Raw genomic sequence first — 22,967 nt, 5'->3', positions numbered from 1 at the left:
TTTAAAAATTGCAATAACAAGGTCGTCTACCAAAGGTGTAAGTTAGTGTAAATCCTGTAAACATATACCAATCATTATTATTGATGTTTCCAAAACTAAACTGCTCTCTATATTCTGAGTCTGGCATACTACCATCTAACTCATCTGAGAACGTATAACGAGCACCAATTTCTGCTGCCAAAATTAATTGATTGGTAATATTGGTTTTATAACCAATGGCCATAGGAATCCCAAATGCCCAACTATCTGTATCTTCTGAAACAATCTCGCCTGCTGGCGAAAAATAAAAATTATCATGATTGGCAACTGATATACCTGTATATAAATATGGTGTTCCTTTCATTCCGCTTGTATGAAGATCAAAATCAAAAAACGTAAATTCCATACCTGCTGATACTTCTAAAATATTAGAATTAAATTCATAACCTCTTTCTATTCTTCTAGGATCGTCAGATTTTCCATCAATACCGTTTAAATCTGTAAACGTAACGGAAGCTCTAAATGAATGCCTAGGACTTCTATTCCACTTAAATAAAGCTCCAAAAGCTGGCTGATTTGGAGAAATGTATTTACTCGAGCCTACATCTCCAATAAAATTACTACCACCAACAAACACACCAACCTCATAGATTTGAGCATCAATTGTGTTAACCATAAAAGCACTAAATAAAAATAGAAAAAAATACCTCATAAATTTTTCAAAGTTTGCAAATATAACAATTAAGAATTTTGTGAAACAATTTGACACAAAATGTATTACAGATTAACTGATTTTTAAGGTATTTATTGTTATTCCTAATTATTTAGTTGCGTCGGTCTTCTCCCCAAAGTAATTTTTTTCGAAGCGTCTCTAGAAAGGTTTCATCTAATAATTCCACCATTTTTACAACAAAATTTGCTTTCTCTATCGTTACAGTGGTTGTATTAGATAAGGTTACAATTCTAGAATCAAGAGACATGAGAAACTGATCTTCTCGTCCATTGACTTTTAACTTTACTGTTGTATTATCTGGTATTATAAGCGGACGAGCACTCAAATTATGAGGCGCTATAGGTGTTAAAGCAAAACTCTTAGCATCTGGCGTTATCACTGGCCCACCACAACTTAAAGAATAACCTGTTGACCCAGTTGGTGTAGACAAAATAAGACCGTCTGCCCAATAAGACGTTAAATACAAATCATTAAGATGTGTATCTACAGTAATCATAGAGGTTGTATTTTTTCTACTAATAGCTATTTCATTAAGAGCAAAATTTGTTTTAAGTATATCCTCATGTTCTGGCTCGGTGGATACACTTAACAATGAACGCTCCGATATTTTGTATTCGCCTTTAAAAATCTCAGTTAATGCAGACTCAATATCTTCGGTTTGTATAGTTGCTAAAAACCCTAAACGCCCTGTGTTAATACCTACAATTGGTATTCCTAAATCTCTAACATAGGTTACAGCTCTTAAAATGGTACCATCACCTCCAACACTAATTAATAGATCATACGATGTATCAAGCGCATCAAATATTTGCACTTTTGAACTATTTTGGATTTCAGAACTCTGAGTCGTTAAAAATTCGCGTTCAAAAAAAACATCAGCCTTTTTATCTAATAAGACATCAAGTAATTGCTCTACAGCCTTTTGTGTAGTTTCCTTAACGTAATTTTGACCGTATATTGCTACTTTCATGTATAATTGTTATTCTATAATAGTCTTAAACGGTGCTTTTATTTTTATTCAAAAAAAATCTAAAACAGTTTAATTCATCATTACATATTAAGGTATTTATCGAGATATTGTGAACGTTCTTTTAAACTTTCAATATAAGAATCATCTTCATGACCAGAAACAATGTTATAACTGTAACGTCTAAAGGTTTGAATCACTTCATTAACACTTGCATTACTTATTTTTAAAGTTACCTTCACTAAATCGCCATCCATTTTAGAAATAAAAGCACCCAAAAGCTTAGCATCATTAGACTCTACAATTTGGCTAATTTCACTAAACGAATAATCGTTAATTCCTTTCTCAACAATTAAAATTCCACCAGGTTCAGAAAAAAATGGCGTTTCATTAAACAAATGTATAATATCATTTAGCTCATAATAGCCAAGATATTTATTATTCTGGTCTAGAATTGGCAAAATATTAGAGTCATTTTGTGCAAATGCTTCTAATACATCTAACCAATTTGTGGTAGGTCTCACAAAAAAACCTTCAATAGCATAGGCACAGTCACTAATGGTAATATTGTTCTCAAAACAATGCGTATCAGTTTCAGAAATACAACCCATATAGACATTATCCTTCATTACAGGAATATGTGAATATGTCAATTGATTAAATAACGTTTGTAGATCGCCAATTTTATCAGTTACACTTAAGGGTTTAATATCATTGATTACAAAATTTTGAAGCTCCATTATGCAAAATAAATTTAGGTGCAAATTAATCAAAAAAACCCACAAAAAGCATGCACTTGTTTGTATTTTTGTTAATCAAAAAATTTAATTATGACCAAATTAAGTGTAAACATAAATAAGATTGCAACTCTCAGAAATAGTCGTGGTGGTGACGTACCAAATGTGGTTCAGTTTGCAAAAGACGTTCAGCGTTTTGGTGCGGAAGGTGTCACTATTCACCCAAGACCAGACGAAAGACATATTCGCTATCAAGATGCTTATGATTTAAAACCAGAAGTTTACACAGAATACAATATTGAAGGCAATCCTATTCCTAAGTTTGTAGACATGGTTCTAAAAATAAAACCCACGCAAGTTACTTTAGTACCAGATTCTATTGATGCTATAACATCTAATGCTGGTTGGGACACCATAAAGCACAAAGATTTTTTAGTTGAAGTAATTAAAGAATTTAAAGATAATGGTATTAGAACATCCATATTTGTAGATCCAGATTTACACCAGATTGAAGGTGCAAAAGCAACAGGAACGGATAGAATTGAACTTTATACTGAAGCGTTTGCTCATCAATATAGCCTAGGTAATAAAGAAGCGATTAAGCCTTATTCTGAGTGTGCAGAATTAGCAAATTCATTGCAATTTGGTATTAATGCAGGACATGATTTATCCTTAGAAAATATTCAGTTTTTTAAAGAACATATTAATGGATTATTAGAGGTTTCAATTGGGCACGCTCTTATTGCTGAAAGCTTATATTTAGGCATTGAGAATGTAATTAGCATGTATTTAGAAAAGCTAAAATAAAACCATATTGTAAAGTTGAAGTATCTCAGATTAAAATGAGAAATTTCAATTATTTAAATACAATTTTACAAAAACACATTCTCGTTTAACACGCATTGTCATTGCACTTTTGTGTAAAAATTAAAAAACATGAAACTACACTCAAACATTATAGGAGAAGGCAAACCATTTATTATTCTACATGGATTTTTAGGCATGGGAGATAATTGGAAAACCTTGGCAAGACAATTTTCTGAATCTAATTTTGAAATACACCTCGTAGATCAACGTAATCACGGTCGCAGTTTTCATTCAAACGATTTTGATTATGATCTATTAGCTGAAGATTTAAAAAATTACTGTGAATCTCATAATTTAAACGACATCATATTATTAGGGCACTCTATGGGTGGAAAAACAGCTATGCTGTTTGCTTCAAAATACCCAGAATTAGTAAGTAAACTATTGGTGGCTGATATTTCGCCACGCTATTACCCTGTACATCACGATGCAATTTTAGAAGGATTAAGTAGTTTAGATTTTACGCAAATTAAATCTAGAGGAGAAGCAGATAAAGCTCTAAGTAATTATATACAAGACGTTGGCACACGTATGTTTTTGCTAAAAAACTTATATTGGGTTGAGAAAGGACAGCTAGGTCTTCGAATTAATTTAGAAGTTTTAAAAGAAAATGTTTCTGAAGTTGGTGAAGCCTTACCAATACATGCCAGTTTTAATAAGGACACTTTATTTTTACGAGGTGATCGTTCAGAATATATACCAAAAGCAGACGAAACTATTATTCATCGTCATTTTCCCAATTCTAAAATTATAACCATCAGCAAAGCTGGCCATTGGTTGCATGCTGAAAACCCTCAAGAATTTTATGACGCTGTCATAAATTTCGTTTAACTTTATAAAACTTAATTAATCCATATGAAGTATATAGTTTTAGTTGTTTTGTGCTTATTTACGTTTCAGTTCACAATAGCACAAATACAACCAGATGGTCCGTATAAAAAATATTATGATTCTGGCGAATTACTACTTGAAGGTCAATATTTATCTAACAAACGTGCTTCAACATGGAAGAGCTATTATAAAAACGGTCAAGTTAAAAGTATATACAGTTATAAAGATGGAAAACAAAACAAAGACTTTATATCCTATTATGAAGATGGATCTCTTAAAAGTAAAACAGAAAAAGAAGATGACACTTATATTAAAAGAAGTTTTTACAAAAGCGGTGAATTGAAAACAATCAATGAACTTGGCAATGGTTATTTCAAAAAATTTTTAAAAAACGGAAAACTACTTGTAGAATCTACCTACAGTAATTCTGAACTTTCTGGTGAATGGAAACAATTTTATGAAAATGGACAAATAGCATGGATTGTAACTTATAAAGATGGTTATAGACATGGGATGTACAAGCAATACTACGAAAATGGAGATATAAAGCTTGAAGGTAACATTTCTAAAGACAAAGTAAATGGACAGGAAAAAAGGTTTTTAAAAAACAGAGAATTAGAATGGACTGGGACTTATCAAAAAGGCCAATTGCATGGCACGTGGACGAAGTTTAACGCTGAAGGTTCTAAACCTGAAAAAATAAAATTTAAAAATGGATTATCTTCAAATAAAGAATTTAGGAAAATAATAACTCCTACTAAAGTACCTGATGGAGTTACTCAACGTATTCCTATTTATCCAGGATGCGAAAAGGCTTTAACAAACAGAAAAAGAAAAACCTGCATGAACAATAACGTTAGTGCATTTATATTAAAAAACTTTAATACGAATCTAGCAAAGGGTTTACTTCCAGGAAAAAAACGGATTTTCATCAAGTTTAAAGCAAATAAAAAAGGAGAAATTGAAGTCATAGATGTAGCTGGACCAACTCCTTCTTTGAAATTAGAAGCTTATCGAGTTATAAAAATGCTTCCTAAGGTTGTTCCTGCTATGCAAGATGGAAAACTTAAAAATTTTCCATTTTCAATACCTATAGTTTTTCAAGTTACGAGATAACCTAATTTCATCAATAATATTCAATATGAAATACCTTATTACATTAACTGTTTTCTTATTTACGTTTCAGTTCACAATAGCACAAATACAACCAGATGGTCCATACAAAGAATTCTACGATTCTGGTGAACTTAAAAAAGAAGGCCAATACAAAAACAAAAAACGCGTAGGTAAATGGAAACAGTATCATAAAAACGGACAGGTTTCAAGAATTTATAGCTACACAAATGGCAAATTCGATAAAGAAGAAATGTCATATTTCGAAAATGGTGTTCTAAGCCACAAAACCGAATTAGAAGATGGTGTCTATGTCAATTTTAGATATTTTAAAAGTGGAAATTTAGATTATAAAAGGCAATTTGAAACCGGCTATTTTAAAAGTTTTTACGAAAGTGGTGCTAAAGAAATCGTTGCCACTTATTTAAAATTTGATTTAGTGGGTGAATGGAAAAAATATTATGAAAGCGGCCAGTTAGAATGGGTCGTAACATACAAAGATGGTTATAGACATGGTTCTTATAAAAATTACTATGAAAATGGAGATCTTAAATTAGAAGGTTCTATGGCCAAAGAAAAACTCCATGGCAAAGAAAAAAGATATTTAGAAGGTAATATACTTGAATGGGAAGGCAGTTATGCAGATGGCAGACTAGCTAATACTTGGATTAAATATAATGCGAAAGGCAAGAAAGTTGAAAAAATTAAATTTAAAGATGGAATTTCAAGCAAAGCTGAATTTAATGGGATTTTAAACCCATCTAAAGTTGCAGATGGTGTTATTGAGCGCGTTCCTGTTTATCCTGGTTGTGAAGACATGTTAACCAATAAAACTAGAAAAGGGTGCATGAATAAAAACGTAAACCAACTAATTGGTAAAAACTTCAACACTGAATTAGCAACAAAATTAAATTTAATAGGAAGACAGAGAATTGTCCTAAATTTTAAAATAGACAAAACCGGAAATGTTATAGAGGCAAAAGCGAAAGCTCCTCATCCTGGTTTAGCCGAAGAAGCGATAAGAGTTATTAAATTGTTGCCAAAAATGTCTCCTGGATTTCAAAGAGACAAACCTGTTATAATGCCTTTCTCTATTCCTATTGTATTTCAAGTTAGTAGATAATCTAATGTCGTTAACCATCTTCAATATGAAATACCTTTTTACACTAATTGTTTTCTTATTAAGCGTTCAATTTTCAATTGCTCAAAACCCTCCTGATGGTCCATTTGAAATATTTTATGATTCAGATACGATTAAGGTTAAAGGACAGTATAAAAATGGAAAACGCGATGGCGATTGGAAAAGTTATTATGAAAACGGTCAAGTTTCAAGATTGTACAGTTATCAGAAAGGAAAACTCAATGTGGAATATCGTTCTTTTTACGACGATGGAATATTACGAAGTAAAACGGAAGAAATTAACGGAGAACATATTTGGTTCGGCTACTACAAGAGCGGAAATTTACAATATAAGCGACAATTAAAAGGAGGCTATTTTAAAACCTATCGCGAAAATGGAACATTAGAAATTGAAGCTAATTATGACAAAAATGGGCTTTCAGGTGAATGGAAACGCTATTATGAGAATGGAACAATAGAATGGCTGGTAAATTATAAAGATAACGAGCGCAATGGCCTGTACAAGCATTTTTACGAAAATGGAGACCTCAAATTAAAAGGCCAAAATAAAAAGGATAAACTTGAAGGCGATGAATACCGCTATTTACCCAATGAAATTTTAGAATGGAAAGGTAATTACAATAAAAATCGCTTGCATAATACTTGGATAAGATATGATTCTAATGGCAAAAAAACTGAGAAAATTAAATACTATTATGGTTCTACCAATTTAGATAATGCCTCTAATTTAAAAAGCACCAAGGTACCAGAAGGTATCGTAGAGAATGTTGCAATTTATCCAGGTTGCGAGTCTCACAAAAGTAATAAGGCACTTAAAAAATGTACCAATGAAAAGGTTAATAAAATAATTCTAGATAACTTCGATATTAACTTAGCAAACAATATTGGTTTATCTGGCGAACAAATAATTTTAGTTAAATTTGAAGTAGATATTTACGGTTATGTAAGTATTGTAAGCATAAAAGCACCTCATCATATTCTTAGAATTGAAACAGAAAGAGTCATGCGAGAGTTGCCAAAATTTAAACCAGCAATGCAATTTGGTAAGGCCGTAAAAATGCCGTTCTCAATACCAATTGTTTTTGTCATAAATTAAAAAAATTATGAATCTAATTTTAAGACTTTTATTAAACGCCCTAGCTGTGTTTGTTTTAGCACATGTTTTAACTGGTGTAGCGGTAGATGGTTATGTTGGCGCACTAATTGTAGCCGTTGTATTATCTATTTTAAATTTATTGGTAAAGCCTATTTTAGTCATCTTAACCTTACCCATTACTATAATTACATTAGGACTTTTTCTAATCGTAATTAACGCAATAATAATATTAGTCGCAGACAAATTAATCGACGGATTTAGCGTTGCCAATTTCGGAACCGCAATTTTATTTAGCATCCTACTGTCTATCTTGCAATGGCTGCTACAATCCTTTTTAAAAGACGATAAAAAGTAGCTGATATACAAACGCTTAAAACTGTTGTTGGGTTGCAAAAAATATTGTATTTTTGCAGCCCAATTTTAGTTTCAATAAAAATGAACATTACAAGAGAAAACATCGATGCATTAAATGCAGTTGTAAAAGTTGATATCGCAAAGGAAGATTATAGCGATAAAGTAGAAAAAATATTAGTAGATTACCGTAAGTCTGCAAACATTCCTGGTTTTAGAAAAGGTCACGTACCAATGGGAATGGTAAAAAAGCAATATGGTAAAGCTGTATTAGTAGATGAAGTAAACAAATTACTACAAGATGCACTTGGTAAGTATTTAGTTGAAGAAAAACTAGACGTTTTAGGTAATCCTTTACCAAAAGCTCAAGACGATTTAGATTGGGATGCTGAAGCATTTTCGTTTGAATTTGAATTAGGTTTAGCTCCAGAATTTGATGTCAACCTAAAAAGTAAAAAAGCAATAACACATTATAATATTGTTGCAGATGACAAAATGATCGACGATCAAATTGAAAACATCCAAAAACAATACGGAAAAATCGTTTCTCAAACCGAAGTAACAAAAGACTCTGAAATTACGGGTACGTTTACTAACGAGGAAAAAGAAATCGAGAATTCTACAATGATTACTTTAGATAAATTAAAAGGAAAAACAAATCCTAAGAAGTTTATCGGAGCAAAAGTTGGTGACGTAATAACATTAAAAACAAAAGGTTTATTTAATGACGATCACGACTTAATGAATGCGTTAAAAGTACCTCACGATGATGCTCACGGATTAGAAATTGAAGTTAACTTTACCGTTACTGAAATTAACGAACGTGAATTAGCAGATTTAGACCAAGAGTTATTTGATAAGTTATTTGGTGAAGGTAAAGTAACGTCTGTTACAGAAGTAAAAGACAAAATAAAAGAAGATTCTGAAAAGCAATTTGCACAACAAGGTGATCAGAAATTATTAAACGATGTTACCGAGAGCTTAATTGAAAATACAAAATTCGATTTACCATCTAGTTTCTTACAAAAATGGATGCAAACTGCTGGTGAAGAAGAAATGACTGAAGAGCAAGCAAAAGAAGAATACGAAAAGTCTGAAAAAAGCATGCGTTACCAACTTATTGAAGGTAAGCTAATTGCAGAACACAATCTTCAAGTACAGTTTGAAGAATTAAAGTCGTATTCTATGGATATGATTAAAGGTCAAATGGCACAATTTGGTCAAATGAATCCTTCAGAAAAAGAATTAGAAGACATTGCAGCACGTATTTTAGGTAACCAAGATGAAGTAAAGCGTATGTCTGAGCAATTGGTTAGTCAAAAATTATTAAACTTATATAAGACAGAAGCTAATATAAAAACTAAAGAAATCACTTATGATGATTTCGTAAAAGAATTTTATAGTTAAGCAGTCTTTAAAATAATTAGTATCTTTAAAGCGTAGAACTGATTGGTTTTACGCTTTTTTTATGGAATTAGTTTTACATCAAAAACTTACATACTATTTAGCGTAATTTTCAGTTTTATTAGATAAAACTCATTAATTAAAAGAATTAAAATTTATATGGATTTCGGAAAAGAATTTGAAAAATTTGCAATAAAGGATCAAGGTATTAATAGCAACTATTACAGTAAAATAATAGAAAGCATGTACCCTTCCAACATGACGCCAAATATTATTGAAGAACGACAAATGAATATTGCCGTTTTTGATGTGTTTTCTCGTTTAATGATGGATCGTATTATATTTTTAGGTACAGGTGTGAATGACCAAGTGGCTAATATTATACAAGCACAATTATTATTCTTACAAAGTACAGATGCCACAAAGGATATTCAAATTTACATTAACTCTCCAGGAGGATCAGTATATGCTGGTTTAGGTATTTATGATACTATGCAGTTTGTAAAGCCAGATGTTGCTACAATTTGTACAGGTATTGCAGCTTCAATGGCAGCTGTTTTATTATGTGCTGGCGCAGAAGGTAAACGTTCTGCATTAACGCACTCTCGTGTAATGATTCACCAAGTAAGTAGCGGAACTCAAGGTCAGTTAAGCGATATGCAAATTGCCTTAAAAGAAACGATAAGAGTTAAAGAAGAATTATATGCAGTGATTGCAAAACATTCTGGTAAGTCTATTGAACAAGTAGAAAAAGATTCTGATAGAGATTACTGGATGCGCTCACAAGAAGCATTAGAATACGGAATGATTGATGAAGTATTAACAAGAAAGTAATTCCATTTACTTTCGACTAAATATGTCTAGTTACAAAACTATTTACAGTCATGTTGATGCAACGCTTTTTAATAAGCGACACATTAATGAGAATGACACCAATTTAAAATTATGGCAAAGGAAGAATTAGAATGTTCATTTTGTGGAAGGAAAAAGCCAGAAACTAGTTTATTAATAGCTGGTTTAGATGCGCATATTTGTGATCGTTGTATAGAGCAAGCTCATGGTATTGTTATAGAGGAATCTAAACAATCTGGTAATTCAGATTTGAGCGCTGAGTTAATGCTTAGAAAGCCTAAAGAAATAAAAAGTTTCTTAGACGAGTATATTATAGGACAAGAGTACACCAAACGTGTCATGTCTGTAGCGGTTTATAATCACTACAAGCGTTTATTGCAAGCACCTACAGAAGATGATATTGAAATACAAAAAAGTAATATCATTATGGTTGGGCAGACAGGTACAGGTAAAACCTTAATGGCCAAAACCATTGCAAAAATGCTAAATGTACCTTTGGCCATTGTAGATGCAACTGTATTAACAGAAGCTGGTTATGTTGGTGAAGACGTAGAAAGTATTTTGACGCGTTTATTACAAGCTGCAGATTACAATCTAGAAAAAGCACAACGCGGTATTGTTTTTATTGATGAAATAGATAAGATTGCTCGTAAAAGTGATAACCCTTCAATTACTAGAGATGTATCTGGTGAAGGTGTGCAACAAGCGTTATTAAAACTTTTAGAAGGCACTGTAGTTAATGTTCCACCTAAAGGTGGACGTAAGCATCCTGATCAAAAATTTATAGAAGTCGATACTGAAAACATCTTATTTATTGCTGGTGGCGCATTTGATGGTATAGAACGCGTTATAACTAAACGTTTAAACATGCAAGCCATTGGTTATAGCTCTATAAATAAAGAAAGTGTAGACAAGGACAATATTTTACAATATATAATTCCTAAGGATTTAAAAGATTTTGGTTTAATACCTGAAATTATTGGTCGTTTACCTGTGTTAACACACATGGATCCTTTAGATGCTAAAACGTTAAGAGCTATTTTAACAGAACCTAAAAATGCTATTGTAAAACAATACAAAAAATTGTTTGCTATGGATGAGGTTGCATTAACACTCACTAATGGTGCATTAGAGTATATTGTAGAGAAGGCCATAGAATATAAGTTAGGTGCTAGAGGATTAAGATCGCTTTGCGAAGAAATCCTTACCGAAGCTATGTTTGAATTGCCAGGATCTGGAGAAACTAAGTTGACGATAACTAAAGCCTATGCAGAAGACCGATTAAATAAATCGACTTTAAAAAAACTTAAGGCCGTGTCTTAACTCAATTAAAATACTATATAAAAAACCACAATTTCTAATATTGAAATTGTGGTTTTTTTGGTTAGGATTAATTAATAATATTGCTAGCAATATTTGTTGTTATGTTAATAGCACATTAATTTTTATCAAATATATAAGCCTTCAATAGAGTTTAACCATTTGTTGTCATTTAATGGTTAAATGCTAAATAATTTACGCTCTATGGTATTTAACTGTATATTTTTCAGACAAACCGTTAATGTTTTACGGTATTATAACTTACCTCTACTTTTGGTTCCATTTTTACAACAGATTTCTCCGGAAACGTATTAGGCGCTAATTTTTTGGTGTAAGCTTCAAAACCTTCTTTTTTAATAACAATTTCATAATCATCATAAGGCTTTAACTTAAAACTGTACGACGCATCTACACTCGTTGTTTGTCGTTCTACCTCTTCGCCTTCGTCATTTAACAATACAATGGTTGCATTAGGTAAAATCTTATTATCTTGGGTTGTAACTACACCTTGCAAATCTTTATAAATCATTTCTGATTTAAAATGATACATGTTATAAGCATTAGTTGACTTCCCTTTATTAGAAGAAAACACACCTGTATCACCATTAATAATCATAAACGCAATATCATCCTTGTTAGAATTAATTGCTCTTCCTAAATTTCTAGGCTTACTATATGCTATTTGCTTACGATTAGAAATAAAAATATCATAACCACCAATACTATTGTGACCTTCTGAAGAAAAATATAATTCCTTATTATCATCTGTTGTATAAGGGTATTTCTCATCACTTTCAGTGTTAATCTTACCGCCTAAATTAACGTGGCTTCCTATACTACCATCTTTGTTAATTCTGGCCATATAGATATCAAAACCACCAAAACCGTCTTTCATATTAGACGAAAAGAATAAAAATTTACCATCTGCAGAAACATGTGGGTTTTCTACAGAATAATCATCACTACTGATAGCAAGTTCTGTTTCGTTTATCCACTTTCCTTGTGAATTTTTCTTTAATTCTGCTTTATAAAGTTTATAATTTAGAACATTATCTCGTTCACTACGCGTGTAATAAACAGTGTGTTCGTCTGGAGAAAATGCAACCTTACCTTCGTTTCCTTTTGTATTTAAAATTCTACTAAATAAAAAGGGCTGAGAAAAGCTGCCATTTTCTTCAACATCTAAACAAAATAAATCTGTGTATGGTTCCTTAGTTTTAGGATCTACACCAGACCCTAAACCTCCTATTTTTTTAGAAGAGACAATGACTAGTTTATTTCTAAACATAGCACTTGCAATTTCGGAGTAATTAGAATTTATTTGAGAAACTTTTACGTTAAAAGCATAACCGCTTTTATTGAGAGCATCAACTTTTGTTGATTTTACTGGGTCGGTTTTGTCATACGAGGTGTATGTACAAAACAGTAGTGCGCAGAGCACATGAATTGTAAATTTCATAATGTAGGGATAATGGATTAATTCAATTTCAATATACGTTTATGCATACAAAAACTATCTAATTTTCACATTTTTTTGGGTAAATCTCCCAATTTTGACGACAAAACTGTACAGATTGTCAATTTTTCGGTCAAAAAAAACCTACATTATTGGTTGTTGAGTTGTAGTAATTCTTCTAAATAAGCTCTAGAATTAGATAAACGTGGTACTTTATGTTGGCCACCAAGCTTATCATTATCCCTTAACCAATCGTAAAATAAATTGGGTCTGGCACTATGAATTTTTGGTTTATTTAACGTCATATTATTTAGCCGCTTGGCTTCATAATCAGAGTTTAGGGATTTTAGTTCTTGGTCAAACAACGCTTCAAAATTAGACATATCTTTTGGAGGTGTTTTAAACTCTATAATCCACTCATGAGAACCTTTTTCTTTGCCTTCCATAAAAATGGGAGCCGCTGTATAATCTACAATTTCTGCAGCCGTTTGTAGGCACACATTTTTAAAAGCACTTTCTGCGTTTTCAATAATTAATTCTTCGCCAAAAGCATTGATATGATGTTTTGTTCTACCTGTTACTTTTATACGATGAGGACTTAAACTAACAAAACGAATGGTATCACCTATTTTGTATCGCCACAAACCTGCATTTGTTGTTATTAAAACAGCATAATTAACGTTAAGTTGCACTTCACTTAGAGGTATTACTGTTTGGTTTGGAGTTCGGTAATTATCCATTGGTATAAACTCATAGAAAATACCATAATCTAACATTAACAATAAATCACTAGAATTGTTTTGATCTTGTATGGCAAAAAAGCCTTCTGAAGCATTGTAAATTTCATAATATCTAAACTTATGAGATGGCAATATTGCTTTGTATTGCTCAACATAAGGATTAAAACTAACGCCTCCATGAAAGTAAACTTCTAGGTTTGGCCAAATATCAAATAAGCTATCCTTATTTGTTTTTTCTAATACATTATTTAATAATACTAACATCCATGATGGTACACCTGCGAGACTAGTAACGTTTTCTTCAATAGTTTCTTCAACGATGGCTTGCATTTTAGTTTCCCAATCACTCATTAAAGACACTCTATTGCTTGGTGTACTACTAAATTCTGCCCAAAATGGCATATTATCAATAAGTATAGCACTTAAATCGCCAAAAGCTGTTCCGTTTTCTTTATACAATTCTTTACTACCACCTAATCGTAAACTCTTACCTGTAAAGAGTTGTGCATCTTCATTATTATTGAGATACATACAAAGTAAATCTTTACTCGCTGCATAGTGACAATCTTCTAGAGACTCGGCACTAACCGGAATAAATTTACTTTTAGCGTTAGTTGTTCCGCTAGATTTAGCAAACCATTTTATGGCACTTGGCCAAAAGATATTTTGTTCGCCGTTTCTTGAGCGTTCAATTAACGGTTGAAATTCTTCGTAATTAACAATAGGAATTCTTTGATTAAATTCTCGGTATGACTTTATAGATTCAAAATTATATTTTCTACCTATTTCTGTATCCTTTGCAACTTTTAATAAGCTGAAAAGCAATTCGTTCTGTACTTCATTTGGGTATTTAATAAACAATTCAATCTGATGAAATCGCTTTTTTAAAAACCATGAAGCTATAGAGTTTACAATTGGAATTGGCATAGAATAGCTATCTTTACTCGCCAGGCGAGATTGGTATATTATTAGTTAAGGTAAATATAAATCTTGTTGTTTTATACATTCTTTACAGATATTCTAAAGATGTAATTTGATAAAAATACTAAATTTCTTTTATGGTTTACACAGGAGTCCTCACAAAAATGCAAACTGAATTTTTAGAACCTATTCAGTATTATTTAGTCTTTGAAAATGATTTTATACACATGAATCAATTGTTAAATAAATCTATTAACATGAAACTAGTTGGACACCAATGTTTAAGCTGTGGATTAGATAGACCTATTTACAGACAAGGCTTTTGTAGAACTTGTTTTTTTGATAAACCTTTTGCTGGTGATTGGATAATGCGACCAGAATTAAGTACTGCACATTTAGGAAAAGAAGATAGAGATTTAGACTACGAAAAAAAGGTACAACTACAACCACATATTGTTTATTTGGCAAACTCTAGCAACGTAAAAGTGGGCGTTACAAGAAAAAGTCAAGTCCCAACACGATGGATAGATCAAGGTGCACACGAAGCTGTGGAAATTGTAGAAGTACCCAACCGATATTTAGCAGGTATTACTGAAGTTGCGCTCAAAGCACATGTTGCAGACAAAACCAACTGGCGAAAAATGCTGAAGAATGATATTGAAGATGAAAATTTATTAGATTGGTCACATAAGTTAAAACAATATGTACCAGAAGAAGCGCAAGAATATGTGATTGAAAATAATACTGAAACACACATCAATTTCCCAGTAGACCAATATCCTGAAAAACCTAAAAGCCTTAATCTTAGTAAAACGCCCAATTACTCAGGAAAACTAGTAGGAATTAAAGGTCAATATTTAATTTTTGAAGATAATACTGTTTTTAACGTGAGAGCAAATGAAGGCTTAGTAGTAGAGTTAGGTATTTAAATTTTAAGGTAAATAGCAAAAAGTTACTATTTAAAGTAAGACAACAAATCAGATTTTTTAGAAGCAGATACCATAATTTCTTTTCCATTACTTAAAATCACGCTACCTCCTTTTCCTTTGACGTATTTTACGATCTCATTGACATTAACCAAATAGCTCTTATGGACTCTGGCAAAATTTCCTTCGGATAAACTTTCTTCTATATATTTTAAAGTTTTGCTTACGAGTTTCTTTTTGTTGTTGCTTAAATATAATTCTGTGTAATTATCATCAGCTTTACAATACATAATATCGGATGTCTCTATAACCTCAAAACCATCTTGCTGAGGCAGCGTAATTTTACCGTTTACAGCATTGGTTTTTGGCACAAGGACTTGATCTTGTAAAGCGTCTTCTTTGGTTTTTATTTCGGTAACGTAGTCTACAGCTTTTATTAACTCATCTATAGAAATTGGTTTCATTAAGTAATAAGAGGCATGCGCATTTAATGCATCAATTGCATAATGATTGTAGGCTGTTACAAATATGGTTTCAAAATCTATATCACCAACTTTATCAAGCAAATCAAACGCATTACCATAAGGCATTTCTACATCTAAAAACACGACATCTAAATCGTTATTTCTAATTAAAATAAGCGCTTCTTCAATATTTGAAGCCTCACCTTGAATTGAAATATTTGGACAATATTTAGTTAGATAATTCCTTAAAATTAGTCTACTATTTTCTTCGTCTTCTACAATTATGGCGTTTAATTTCATATTTAATCCTTTTTTAAGGTTACAACAACCTCTGTACCTGCATCTTCCAATTCTTGAAAATCGCTAATGGCTACATCTACTTTATCCTTATACATTTCATTTAAAATGGCAACACGTTTTTTAATGTTGTTCATTCCTTTAGAGTTTTGCTTTTTCTGGTGATCTGTTTTTAAAGCTTTAGATCGGTCACGTCCTATACCATCATCAGATATTGTTATTGTTATCTCATCTTTAGATTTTGGCGCAATATGTATATGCAGTTGTCCTTTTTCGGTTTTATAACGTAAGCCATGCCAAACCGCATTTTCAATATAGGGTTGCAGTAACATTGGTGGAATCTGAAATTCGTCTACATCAACATTTTCATCTACAACTATAGCATATTCAAACTTATCTTGAAACCTGAAATGTTCAAGTTTTGTATATAAATTTAATAACTCAATTTCTTTTTTCAATGGGATAAAATCCTCTTCACTGTTCTCTAAAACAGCTCGCATTAATAGTGAAAAATCAGATAAATATTTATTGGCTGTTCGCTCATCATTGGTTGCGATAAAAGTATTAACCGAGTTTAATGCATTAAATATAAAGTGCGGATTCATTTGGCTACGCAACGATTTTAAAGCTAATAAATTATTCGCCAATCGTTGTTGCTTTATGTATTTAAACATCAAGTAACCTGTTATTAATAGTAAAATTAATCCACCTATTAAACTGTAAATTATAAGTTGCTGACTTTTGTTTTTTTCTTGAGTTAAATCGTATTTACTTTTAGATAATGCTCTATCACTTTCTAAAGATGTTATTCTACTTTGCTGTTCTGCGATGTTTCTACTAAAACGTGCAGCTTGTGTAATTTCTTGTAATTTTTTAGCATATTGTTCATCAACAACATTATTATATTCTTCAGTATATGCAATAGCTTCTTCTGTGTTTCCTGATCTTAAATGAGCTTCAGACAATTTTCTTGTAGCATCCATTTTTACATCTAAATCCTCTCTTTCTTCTGCTTCTTCTCTACTTTTTTCGTAATACGGAATAGCACTTTCCATATCATTCTGTAAATAGTAAGCATTACCTATTTTATAGTTTTGCTTTTGAGTTGTAATGGCACTTTCGTTAGCAATTACAGAATCTCTTTCAATATCCTTTATACCTTCTATTGCTTGTTTTCTCAGGATAATTTCATCATCATAATCAGCATTATCACTGTTGAACTCCGCTACTTTTACTTGCTCCTCTACTGCTCGTTTTTTATTTTCATTTTTCGCTAAATTCAACGAATTATTAAAGAACATTTTAGCTTTAGTTGTCTGCCCTTGTTCACTGTAAACTTGTGCTATTTTAGAATTTAAATCTGTAACCTTAGGTGCTATTAAATGTTTGTTTGCAACCTCTAATCCATCTTCATATGACACAATTGCTTTTTTGTAGTCTTTAAGTTTAAGATACGTATCACCTATACCTTCATACCAAACCGTTTTTTGATAATTAGACAAACTAGACTTTTTTATGTTCTGAAAAGTTGTAAGACTTGTATCGAATTCCTCATTACTGAGATACGCCCTTGCTAATTTGAGTTGAGCTGAAGTTGTTTCAGCATTTTGAATGCTAATTTTATAAGCGGAAATTGCCAAATCATACTGTTTCCAATACATATAAACATCGCCTAATAGTTCTTGAGCTTGTGCACTTTGTGCTGTGTTAATATTTACATCTAGTGCGTTTCCAATAAATTTTAAACTCTTACCTGCATCTTTTTTAAGGTATGCATCTGCAGAATCTATCATTTCATTGAATCGGTTTTTATCACTCGTTATATTATTACTTCTGCCATTCTGCTTGGCGTCAATAACAACAATTGTAATGCGCTCATTAGATGTAATGGTATGATATTTGGTTTCAAAATCATCATGACTGATAATGAGTTCATCACCTACTTGTGCTCTTACTGTAAACGTGCCATCACTCAAGGTTCTTGTATAGCGTCCGCCATTTACAATGATCTCAACGTTTTCATAAGGCTTACGAGAATCTTTTTCATATACAGAGCCTCTAATCGTATAGAAAACTGCTTTAGTATCTCTATCGCCTACCTCATTTTGTTGCGCAAAAGACAAACTTCCTACAATAGAAAACAACACTACTAAACAATATGATTTAAAAAGTTTCACTTTAATATTTTATTTCTTGGACTAAACTTACGCACTTTATTTGGTTCCAAAAAATGGTAAACTTAGAGATGGGTCTATTTAAACTTCAAAAAAGACACTTCTACTAAAAGAGTAGACAGTTTCACTCATCTAAATGCACACTTTACTCATTGTGGTTTTTACTAGTTGTTTTTTAGACAGAGTTTTACGCTATAAATCAAAAAACAGAAATAGCATGAAAACAATCAAATTTACCTTAATTATTATGTTAGCATTTAGTATTCAACTCTCTGCTCAACATCGCGGAAATTATAATGAAATAACACAAGATATTTCCAGACAGAATATTTTAACATCTGGTAATGCTCAAATCTACAATCCAACTGTTCAACAACAAATTAACAAAGCACTTTACCCAAGTAATATAGTAACGGTTGACGTAAAAGCGCTACAAAACGCAAGTGCAACGACATACACTGCAATATTTAATTTATATCAAATGGGTCCAACTGCAGAGAAGACAAGTCAATTAATGAAAGAGCGCATTGATAGTATTAAATACAGACTAAACTCTAAAGGTATTTCTCAAAAGGATATTGCTATTGATGTTATTTCTTTTATTCCAATTTACGAGGTTGAGGTTACAAAAAAATTATTCAGCAAAACGTATACTGAAGTTCCTAAGGGATTTGAACTACAGCAAAATATTCACATTCAATTTACAAAAACCAATCAATTTGAATCCATTTTAGACGCTTGTGCACAAAGTGAAGTTTATAATTTAGTTAAGGTTGATTATTATATTGAAAACATACAAGAAGTCTATAAAAACCTACAAGACGAATTATTAAAACTGATAGATGATAAAAAAGTCTACTATAAGGCTTTAGGTTTTGATATGTCTAAATATGATGTTGCTATAGCAGATGATAAATACTGTTATTTTCCAAAAGATTTTTACCAAAGTTACCAAGCATACAATAGTACTTCTGTTGAAGCTTTAAACAAAAATAAAGGCGTTACAACTGTAAAGAAACAAGCGTCCTACTATTATCAACCACTCACTTACGAAAACTATGATGTGGTTATTAATCCTTCGATTTTAGAACCTGTTGTGCAAATAGGCATGAATATTAAATTGGTTTTCACACCTAAACCCGTGGAGCAAAAACCGCAACCCATTGTAAAAACAAAAATAGACCACAAGTATTATGTTATTTCTCCTAATGGAACTATTGATGTTAAGGAACTAAATACTAAGCAATAATGAAAACTATTAAAATTATAACATCACTAATTATTCTTTCAATGCTTGGCAATACTGCCTTTGCTCAAAATGGTGTTGAAAAAATCAACTACAACGGCTTTGTAGAATTAAGTGATAGCCTTAAATCTTATCGTAAAAAAAGGTTAATAAATGAAGCCACTTTTAATACGTTCAGACAAGAACCTAAGACTATAATTCTAGATACTAGATCTAAGAGTGCTTTTGATGAAATCCATATACAAGGTGCAATTCATATCAATTTTTCAGATTTTACAAAAGATAAACTAGAAGCCATAATTCCTGATAAAACAATCCGAATTCTTATATACTGTAACAATAATTTTGAAAGTAAAAAGACTTCTTTATTAGATAAAAATGTTCGTTTAGCCTTAAACATCCCAACATTTATTAACCTCTATGGCTATGAATACAAAAACATATTTGAATTAAAAGGGTACTTAAAGGAGGACGAAACTATAATCCCATTAATTACTAATGAAAAAAAATAAAAAATTATGAAAACACATTTTAAACCTTTAGTCTTCGCATTAAGCCTATCAACTTTAATGGCTTGCAATGCCAACAATAAAAAGACAAACCTTACTGATGAGTTAATTGCGGAAACAGTCATTGAGACCAAAACAAAAAAAGATAATCCAGAAATTAAAGTAGCACTCTTGTTAGATACAAGTAACAGCATGGATGGATTAATAGACCAAGCTAAAGCCCAATTATGGAAAATTGTTAATGAATTATCTTATGCCAAATGTGATGATGAAAGTCCAAATTTAAAAATTGCACTATACGAATATGGTAATGACAATCTTAATGCTGATGAAGGTTACTTAAGACAAGTTATTGCATTCAGTGATGACTTAGATGACATTTCAAAATCACTATTTTCATTAACCACAAATGGAGGCAATGAATTCTGTGGTAAAGTAATTAAAACGGCATTAAACCAACTGAAATGGGGAGATAATAAGGAGGATTTAAAACTCATTTTTATAGCCGGAAATGAACCTTACTCCCAAGGTAGTGTAAGTTATAAAGAAGCATCAAAACTAGCACATAACAACGATGTTACCGTTAACACAATTTTTTGTGGCGATTATAACCAAGGTATTACAGCATCTTGGAAAGATGGCGCAGATTTAACGCACGGAAATTATATGGCTATTAATCATAACGAAGCAACAGTGCATATTGCATCTCCTTATGACGATGAAATTTTAGAGCTGAATAAAAAACTGAATAAAACATATATAGCGTATGGTAGTAATGGCCGTAAAAAAATGGAAATGCAAGCAGAACAAGATTCTAATGCTATGAGCTATAATAAAGCTAATGCCGTCAGCAGAACGGTTAGCAAAAGCTCTCGTTTGTATAAAAATAGTTCTTGGGATTTAGTTGACGCTGAAAAAGAAGAAGACTTTTCTTATGATGATTTAGATGAAAAACAATTACCTGAAGAGTTAAAAGGAAAAACTAAACTTGAAATTAAAGCTTATGTTGAAAAGAAAGCTAAAGCTAGAGAGAAATTGCAAGATGAAATAGAAGCACTAAACGTAAAACGAAGAAATTATGTCGCTAAACAAAAAACAACTTCTACAAACAATTTAGAAAATGCAATGCTTGAAGCATTAAAAACTCAGGCGGAAAAGAAAAACTATAAATGGGAATAATATAATTATAGAAAAAGAAAAAGGCTCAATTTTCATTGAGCCTTTTTTAATATTATTAGTTAATTGCAGGACAATTACACTCGTACTTCTCTCGTCTACAATTAAAGTTGAATCCTAAAGTAAACTGATGAAATCCACCAGTATTAAAATTCACAGTATTTGCTTGATAAGAATATGTGTATGCAAATACAAAGTTATTATAATCAACACCTAAGAATGGTGTTATATATTGTAATTTTTGACTACTAACGCCAGTACCATCAAAAAATTCTGCACCATCTAAACTACGTCTATAAGATAATCCTCCCCAAACTTTACCAAAATCCATTTCTTTATAAACTTTAGCATTAATGTCTATAGAAGATTCTTCAGTAGCATCTCTGTACATATACATAATTGAAGGCTCATAGCTCCATTCACTACCAAATTTACTAAATGTATAACCAGAAGATAATAAGTATGTTCTTAGATTTTTAAATTCAAATTGACCGTTTTCATTTACGTTAACACCATCGTTTTCTAAAATATTCTTAGCTGTAAAGTGTGCATAGAAGTCTACAAAGTGGTAAGAGAAACCAAAATCTATATTAAAATTAGTAGCGCTTTGTTGTGAAGGATCTACAATAGGATCAAATTCACCAGGTGCTAACCAACTAGTTTGATCTAAATTATACTGTAAAAATCCGGCACTAAGACCAAATGATAACATATTTAAATCAATTTCATTTCTTGAGAACATTAAGTGATATGCAAAAGTCGCATATCCACCTACCGTAGAATGATATCCATTTTCATCATTAAAAAGAACACCACCAAGAGCGACAGGAGAGTCTCCTAATCGGCTGTTTATACTTAACGTTTGAAGGCTAGGCGCATCATCTACACCAAACCATTGTTGCCTTGCCGTTAACCTAATTTTGGCACAGTTTGCCACACCAGCCATAGATGGGTGAATTAAATAATAATTATCTGTTAAATAATCTGAATAGTTAGGGATTCCTTCTTGAGCAAATCCAAAATTTGCTACTAAGGATATTAAGGCTACTAAACAATACTTTTTTAATTTCATATTTTCTTTATCGTTTCAAGGTAAAATGGGCTTTAAATTCTTTACGGATATCAGTACCTGGCTCGTCATACTCTACTGTGAACCAGTAGTCGCTTGTTGGCATTAAATTACCATTAAACGTGCCATCCCAACCACTTCCATCTGGACTTAATTGTTTTAACAACTTTCCGTATCTGTCAAATATATAAATTTTTGCATTACTTCCAATACCTGCGATGTTCCAAGTTTCATTAAATCCATCTCCATTGGGTGTAAAATATAACGGATAGTCCACTATAAAAGTCTGTGCGGTGTCGGTTCCACAGCCAAACTTATCTCTAGCCACAATCTCATGTTCGCCCGCTGATACATTACTAAACAGTGGCTCATCTTGCCATGGTCCGCCATCTAAACTAAACTCATACTCGCCTATCTCATCTCCCAATACTGCTTGTATAACGTGGTTTTCTGAAAAAGCTTGTGTTAACTGCTCGATGGTTACACTTGGTGGCTCACTTTCTTGTACTTCTGTACTGTCGTCGTTCTCACAACCTGTTACCAAATTAACAATCCTTACACTATAATTACCGCCTGCACTTGGCATTAACGTCGCTTG

At 31.8% G+C, this 22,967-nt stretch carries 22 protein-coding genes; 13 read left to right on the top strand and 9 right to left on the bottom strand.

From position 1 onward, the window contains the following. Position 1: 1 nt before the first annotated feature. The 3 genes from Q0891_RS03515 to Q0891_RS03505 form a co-directional block, all read right to left on the bottom strand. Complete coding sequence (locus Q0891_RS03515) at positions 2 to 691, bottom strand: DUF6089 family protein (RefSeq protein ID WP_299098821.1); 690 nt, start codon at positions 689 to 691, stop codon at positions 2 to 4. Between the two features lie 112 nt (positions 692 to 803). After that, positions 804 to 1,682: an NAD kinase gene (locus Q0891_RS03510; RefSeq protein ID WP_299098819.1), complete on the bottom strand. Its 879-nt coding sequence runs from the start codon at positions 1,680 to 1,682 to the stop codon at positions 804 to 806. A gap of 80 nt (positions 1,683 to 1,762) precedes the next feature. Next, positions 1,763 to 2,419, bottom strand: coding sequence for a CBS domain-containing protein (locus Q0891_RS03505; protein WP_299098817.1), 657 nt, complete (start codon positions 2,417 to 2,419; stop codon positions 1,763 to 1,765). 90 nt (positions 2,420 to 2,509) lie between these two features. Here Q0891_RS03505 and Q0891_RS03500 point away from each other — a divergent pair, with 90 nt between their 5' ends. The 9 genes from Q0891_RS03500 (at position 2,510) to clpX (ending at position 11,394) form a co-directional block, all read left to right on the top strand. Continuing rightward, positions 2,510 to 3,223 carry a pyridoxine 5'-phosphate synthase gene (locus tag Q0891_RS03500; RefSeq protein WP_299098815.1) on the top strand — a complete coding sequence of 238 codons (714 nt, stop codon included), beginning with the start codon at positions 2,510 to 2,512 and terminating at the stop codon, positions 3,221 to 3,223. 129 nt (positions 3,224 to 3,352) lie between these two features. After that, positions 3,353 to 4,114: an alpha/beta fold hydrolase gene (locus Q0891_RS03495; RefSeq protein WP_299098813.1), complete on the top strand. Its 762-nt coding sequence runs from the start codon at positions 3,353 to 3,355 to the stop codon at positions 4,112 to 4,114. A gap of 24 nt (positions 4,115 to 4,138) precedes the next feature. Continuing rightward, positions 4,139 to 5,230, top strand: a complete 1,092-nt coding sequence (locus Q0891_RS03490; RefSeq protein ID WP_299098811.1) for a toxin-antitoxin system YwqK family antitoxin — start codon at positions 4,139 to 4,141, stop codon at positions 5,228 to 5,230. A gap of 25 nt (positions 5,231 to 5,255) precedes the next feature. Continuing rightward, positions 5,256 to 6,350, top strand: coding sequence for an energy transducer TonB (locus tag Q0891_RS03485; protein ID WP_299098809.1), 1,095 nt, complete (start codon positions 5,256 to 5,258; stop codon positions 6,348 to 6,350). A gap of 25 nt (positions 6,351 to 6,375) precedes the next feature. Further along, positions 6,376 to 7,464, top strand: a complete 1,089-nt coding sequence (locus Q0891_RS03480; RefSeq protein WP_299098807.1) for a hypothetical protein — start codon at positions 6,376 to 6,378, stop codon at positions 7,462 to 7,464. A 7-nt stretch (positions 7,465 to 7,471) separates the two neighbouring features. After that, positions 7,472 to 7,819, top strand: a complete 348-nt coding sequence (locus tag Q0891_RS03475; protein WP_299098805.1) for a phage holin family protein — start codon at positions 7,472 to 7,474, stop codon at positions 7,817 to 7,819. Between the two features lie 80 nt (positions 7,820 to 7,899). Next, positions 7,900 to 9,222 (top strand): trigger factor, encoded by a 1,323-nt coding sequence (gene tig, locus Q0891_RS03470; RefSeq protein ID WP_299098803.1) that lies wholly within the window; start codon positions 7,900 to 7,902, stop codon positions 9,220 to 9,222. A 156-nt stretch (positions 9,223 to 9,378) separates the two neighbouring features. Beyond that, on the top strand, positions 9,379 to 10,053 hold the full coding sequence (locus tag Q0891_RS03465; RefSeq protein WP_173282063.1) for a ClpP family protease: 675 nt from the start codon (positions 9,379 to 9,381) through the stop codon (positions 10,051 to 10,053). Between the two features lie 111 nt (positions 10,054 to 10,164). Further along, positions 10,165 to 11,394 carry an ATP-dependent Clp protease ATP-binding subunit ClpX gene (gene clpX, locus Q0891_RS03460; RefSeq protein WP_299098801.1) on the top strand — a complete coding sequence of 410 codons (1,230 nt, stop codon included), beginning with the start codon at positions 10,165 to 10,167 and terminating at the stop codon, positions 11,392 to 11,394. Positions 11,395 to 11,629: 235 nt separating this feature from the next. On the opposite strand, the gene Q0891_RS03455 is transcribed toward clpX, so the two are convergent. Both Q0891_RS03455 and Q0891_RS03450 read right to left on the bottom strand, forming a co-directional pair. Beyond that, positions 11,630 to 12,850, bottom strand: a complete 1,221-nt coding sequence (locus tag Q0891_RS03455) for a carboxypeptidase-like regulatory domain-containing protein (protein ID WP_299098799.1) — start codon at positions 12,848 to 12,850, stop codon at positions 11,630 to 11,632. Between the two features lie 146 nt (positions 12,851 to 12,996). Next, positions 12,997 to 14,514 carry a GH3 auxin-responsive promoter family protein gene (locus tag Q0891_RS03450; protein WP_299098797.1) on the bottom strand — a complete coding sequence of 506 codons (1,518 nt, stop codon included), beginning with the start codon at positions 14,512 to 14,514 and terminating at the stop codon, positions 12,997 to 12,999. Between the two features lie 131 nt (positions 14,515 to 14,645). Between Q0891_RS03450 and Q0891_RS03445 the strand changes: the two genes are divergently transcribed. Beyond that, positions 14,646 to 15,437: a DUF2797 domain-containing protein gene (locus tag Q0891_RS03445; protein ID WP_299098795.1), complete on the top strand. Its 792-nt coding sequence runs from the start codon at positions 14,646 to 14,648 to the stop codon at positions 15,435 to 15,437. A gap of 26 nt (positions 15,438 to 15,463) precedes the next feature. Here Q0891_RS03445 and Q0891_RS03440 read toward each other — a convergent pair whose 3' ends face one another. Then, a complete protein-coding gene (locus Q0891_RS03440; protein ID WP_299098793.1) occupies positions 15,464 to 16,198 on the bottom strand; it encodes a LytTR family DNA-binding domain-containing protein in 735 nt (244 codons plus the stop codon). Between the two features lie 2 nt (positions 16,199 to 16,200). After that, entirely contained in the window at positions 16,201 to 18,372 is a 2,172-nt protein-coding gene (locus Q0891_RS03435; protein WP_299098791.1) for a histidine kinase, read from the bottom strand. Positions 18,373 to 18,586: 214 nt separating this feature from the next. Here Q0891_RS03435 and Q0891_RS03430 point away from each other — a divergent pair, with 214 nt between their 5' ends. From Q0891_RS03430 to Q0891_RS03420, 3 genes are read left to right on the top strand one after another with little or no spacing between them, the layout of a single operon-like run. Next, positions 18,587 to 19,618, top strand: a complete 1,032-nt coding sequence (locus tag Q0891_RS03430; protein WP_299098789.1) for an SIMPL domain-containing protein — start codon at positions 18,587 to 18,589, stop codon at positions 19,616 to 19,618. Continuing rightward, positions 19,618 to 20,127 (top strand): rhodanese-like domain-containing protein, encoded by a 510-nt coding sequence (locus Q0891_RS03425; protein ID WP_299098787.1) that lies wholly within the window; start codon positions 19,618 to 19,620, stop codon positions 20,125 to 20,127. Before Q0891_RS03430 ends, Q0891_RS03425 begins: the two co-directional genes overlap by 1 nt. Positions 20,128 to 20,133: 6 nt before the next feature. Next, positions 20,134 to 21,303: a VWA domain-containing protein gene (locus Q0891_RS03420; RefSeq protein WP_299098785.1), complete on the top strand. Its 1,170-nt coding sequence runs from the start codon at positions 20,134 to 20,136 to the stop codon at positions 21,301 to 21,303. Positions 21,304 to 21,358: 55 nt separating this feature from the next. Here Q0891_RS03420 and Q0891_RS03415 read toward each other — a convergent pair whose 3' ends face one another. After that, entirely contained in the window at positions 21,359 to 22,372 is a 1,014-nt protein-coding gene (locus tag Q0891_RS03415; protein ID WP_299098783.1) for a type IX secretion system membrane protein PorP/SprF, read from the bottom strand. 7 nt (positions 22,373 to 22,379) lie between these two features. After that, positions 22,380 to 22,967: T9SS type B sorting domain-containing protein (locus Q0891_RS03410; protein WP_299098781.1), on the bottom strand; the 588-nt coding region annotated here is incomplete at its 5' end.

The organism is uncultured Winogradskyella sp., from assembly GCF_947498005.1.
In the GTDB taxonomy this organism is placed as follows: domain Bacteria; phylum Bacteroidota; class Bacteroidia; order Flavobacteriales; family Flavobacteriaceae; genus Winogradskyella.
Note: the sequence above shows the minus strand (reverse complement) of the source record. Positions and strands in the feature narration are given on the sequence as shown.

Bases quoted from the DNA above. Each gene is read 5' to 3' on its own strand.
- Q0891_RS03515 (WP_299098821.1), bottom strand. From the start codon at position 691: ATGAGGTATTTTTTTCTATTTTTATTTAGTGCTTTTATGGTTAACACA.
- Q0891_RS03510 (WP_299098819.1), bottom strand. From the start codon at position 1,682: ATGAAAGTAGCAATATACGGTCAAAATTACGTTAAGGAAACTACACAA.
- Q0891_RS03505 (WP_299098817.1), bottom strand. From the start codon at position 2,419: ATGGAGCTTCAAAATTTTGTAATCAATGATATTAAACCCTTAAGTGTA.
- Q0891_RS03500 (WP_299098815.1), top strand. From the start codon at position 2,510: ATGACCAAATTAAGTGTAAACATAAATAAGATTGCAACTCTCAGAAAT.
- Q0891_RS03495 (WP_299098813.1), top strand. From the start codon at position 3,353: ATGAAACTACACTCAAACATTATAGGAGAAGGCAAACCATTTATTATT.
- Q0891_RS03490 (WP_299098811.1), top strand. From the start codon at position 4,139: ATGAAGTATATAGTTTTAGTTGTTTTGTGCTTATTTACGTTTCAGTTC.
- Q0891_RS03485 (WP_299098809.1), top strand. From the start codon at position 5,256: ATGAAATACCTTATTACATTAACTGTTTTCTTATTTACGTTTCAGTTC.
- Q0891_RS03480 (WP_299098807.1), top strand. From the start codon at position 6,376: ATGAAATACCTTTTTACACTAATTGTTTTCTTATTAAGCGTTCAATTT.
- Q0891_RS03475 (WP_299098805.1), top strand. From the start codon at position 7,472: ATGAATCTAATTTTAAGACTTTTATTAAACGCCCTAGCTGTGTTTGTT.
- tig (WP_299098803.1), top strand. From the start codon at position 7,900: ATGAACATTACAAGAGAAAACATCGATGCATTAAATGCAGTTGTAAAA.
- Q0891_RS03465 (WP_173282063.1), top strand. From the start codon at position 9,379: ATGGATTTCGGAAAAGAATTTGAAAAATTTGCAATAAAGGATCAAGGT.
- clpX (WP_299098801.1), top strand. From the start codon at position 10,165: ATGGCAAAGGAAGAATTAGAATGTTCATTTTGTGGAAGGAAAAAGCCA.
- Q0891_RS03455 (WP_299098799.1), bottom strand. From the start codon at position 12,850: ATGAAATTTACAATTCATGTGCTCTGCGCACTACTGTTTTGTACATAC.
- Q0891_RS03450 (WP_299098797.1), bottom strand. From the start codon at position 14,514: ATGCCAATTCCAATTGTAAACTCTATAGCTTCATGGTTTTTAAAAAAG.
- Q0891_RS03445 (WP_299098795.1), top strand. From the start codon at position 14,646: ATGGTTTACACAGGAGTCCTCACAAAAATGCAAACTGAATTTTTAGAA.
- Q0891_RS03440 (WP_299098793.1), bottom strand. From the start codon at position 16,198: ATGAAATTAAACGCCATAATTGTAGAAGACGAAGAAAATAGTAGACTA.
- Q0891_RS03430 (WP_299098789.1), top strand. From the start codon at position 18,587: ATGAAAACAATCAAATTTACCTTAATTATTATGTTAGCATTTAGTATT.
- Q0891_RS03425 (WP_299098787.1), top strand. From the start codon at position 19,618: ATGAAAACTATTAAAATTATAACATCACTAATTATTCTTTCAATGCTT.
- Q0891_RS03420 (WP_299098785.1), top strand. From the start codon at position 20,134: ATGAAAACACATTTTAAACCTTTAGTCTTCGCATTAAGCCTATCAACT.
- Q0891_RS03415 (WP_299098783.1), bottom strand. From the start codon at position 22,372: ATGAAATTAAAAAAGTATTGTTTAGTAGCCTTAATATCCTTAGTAGCA.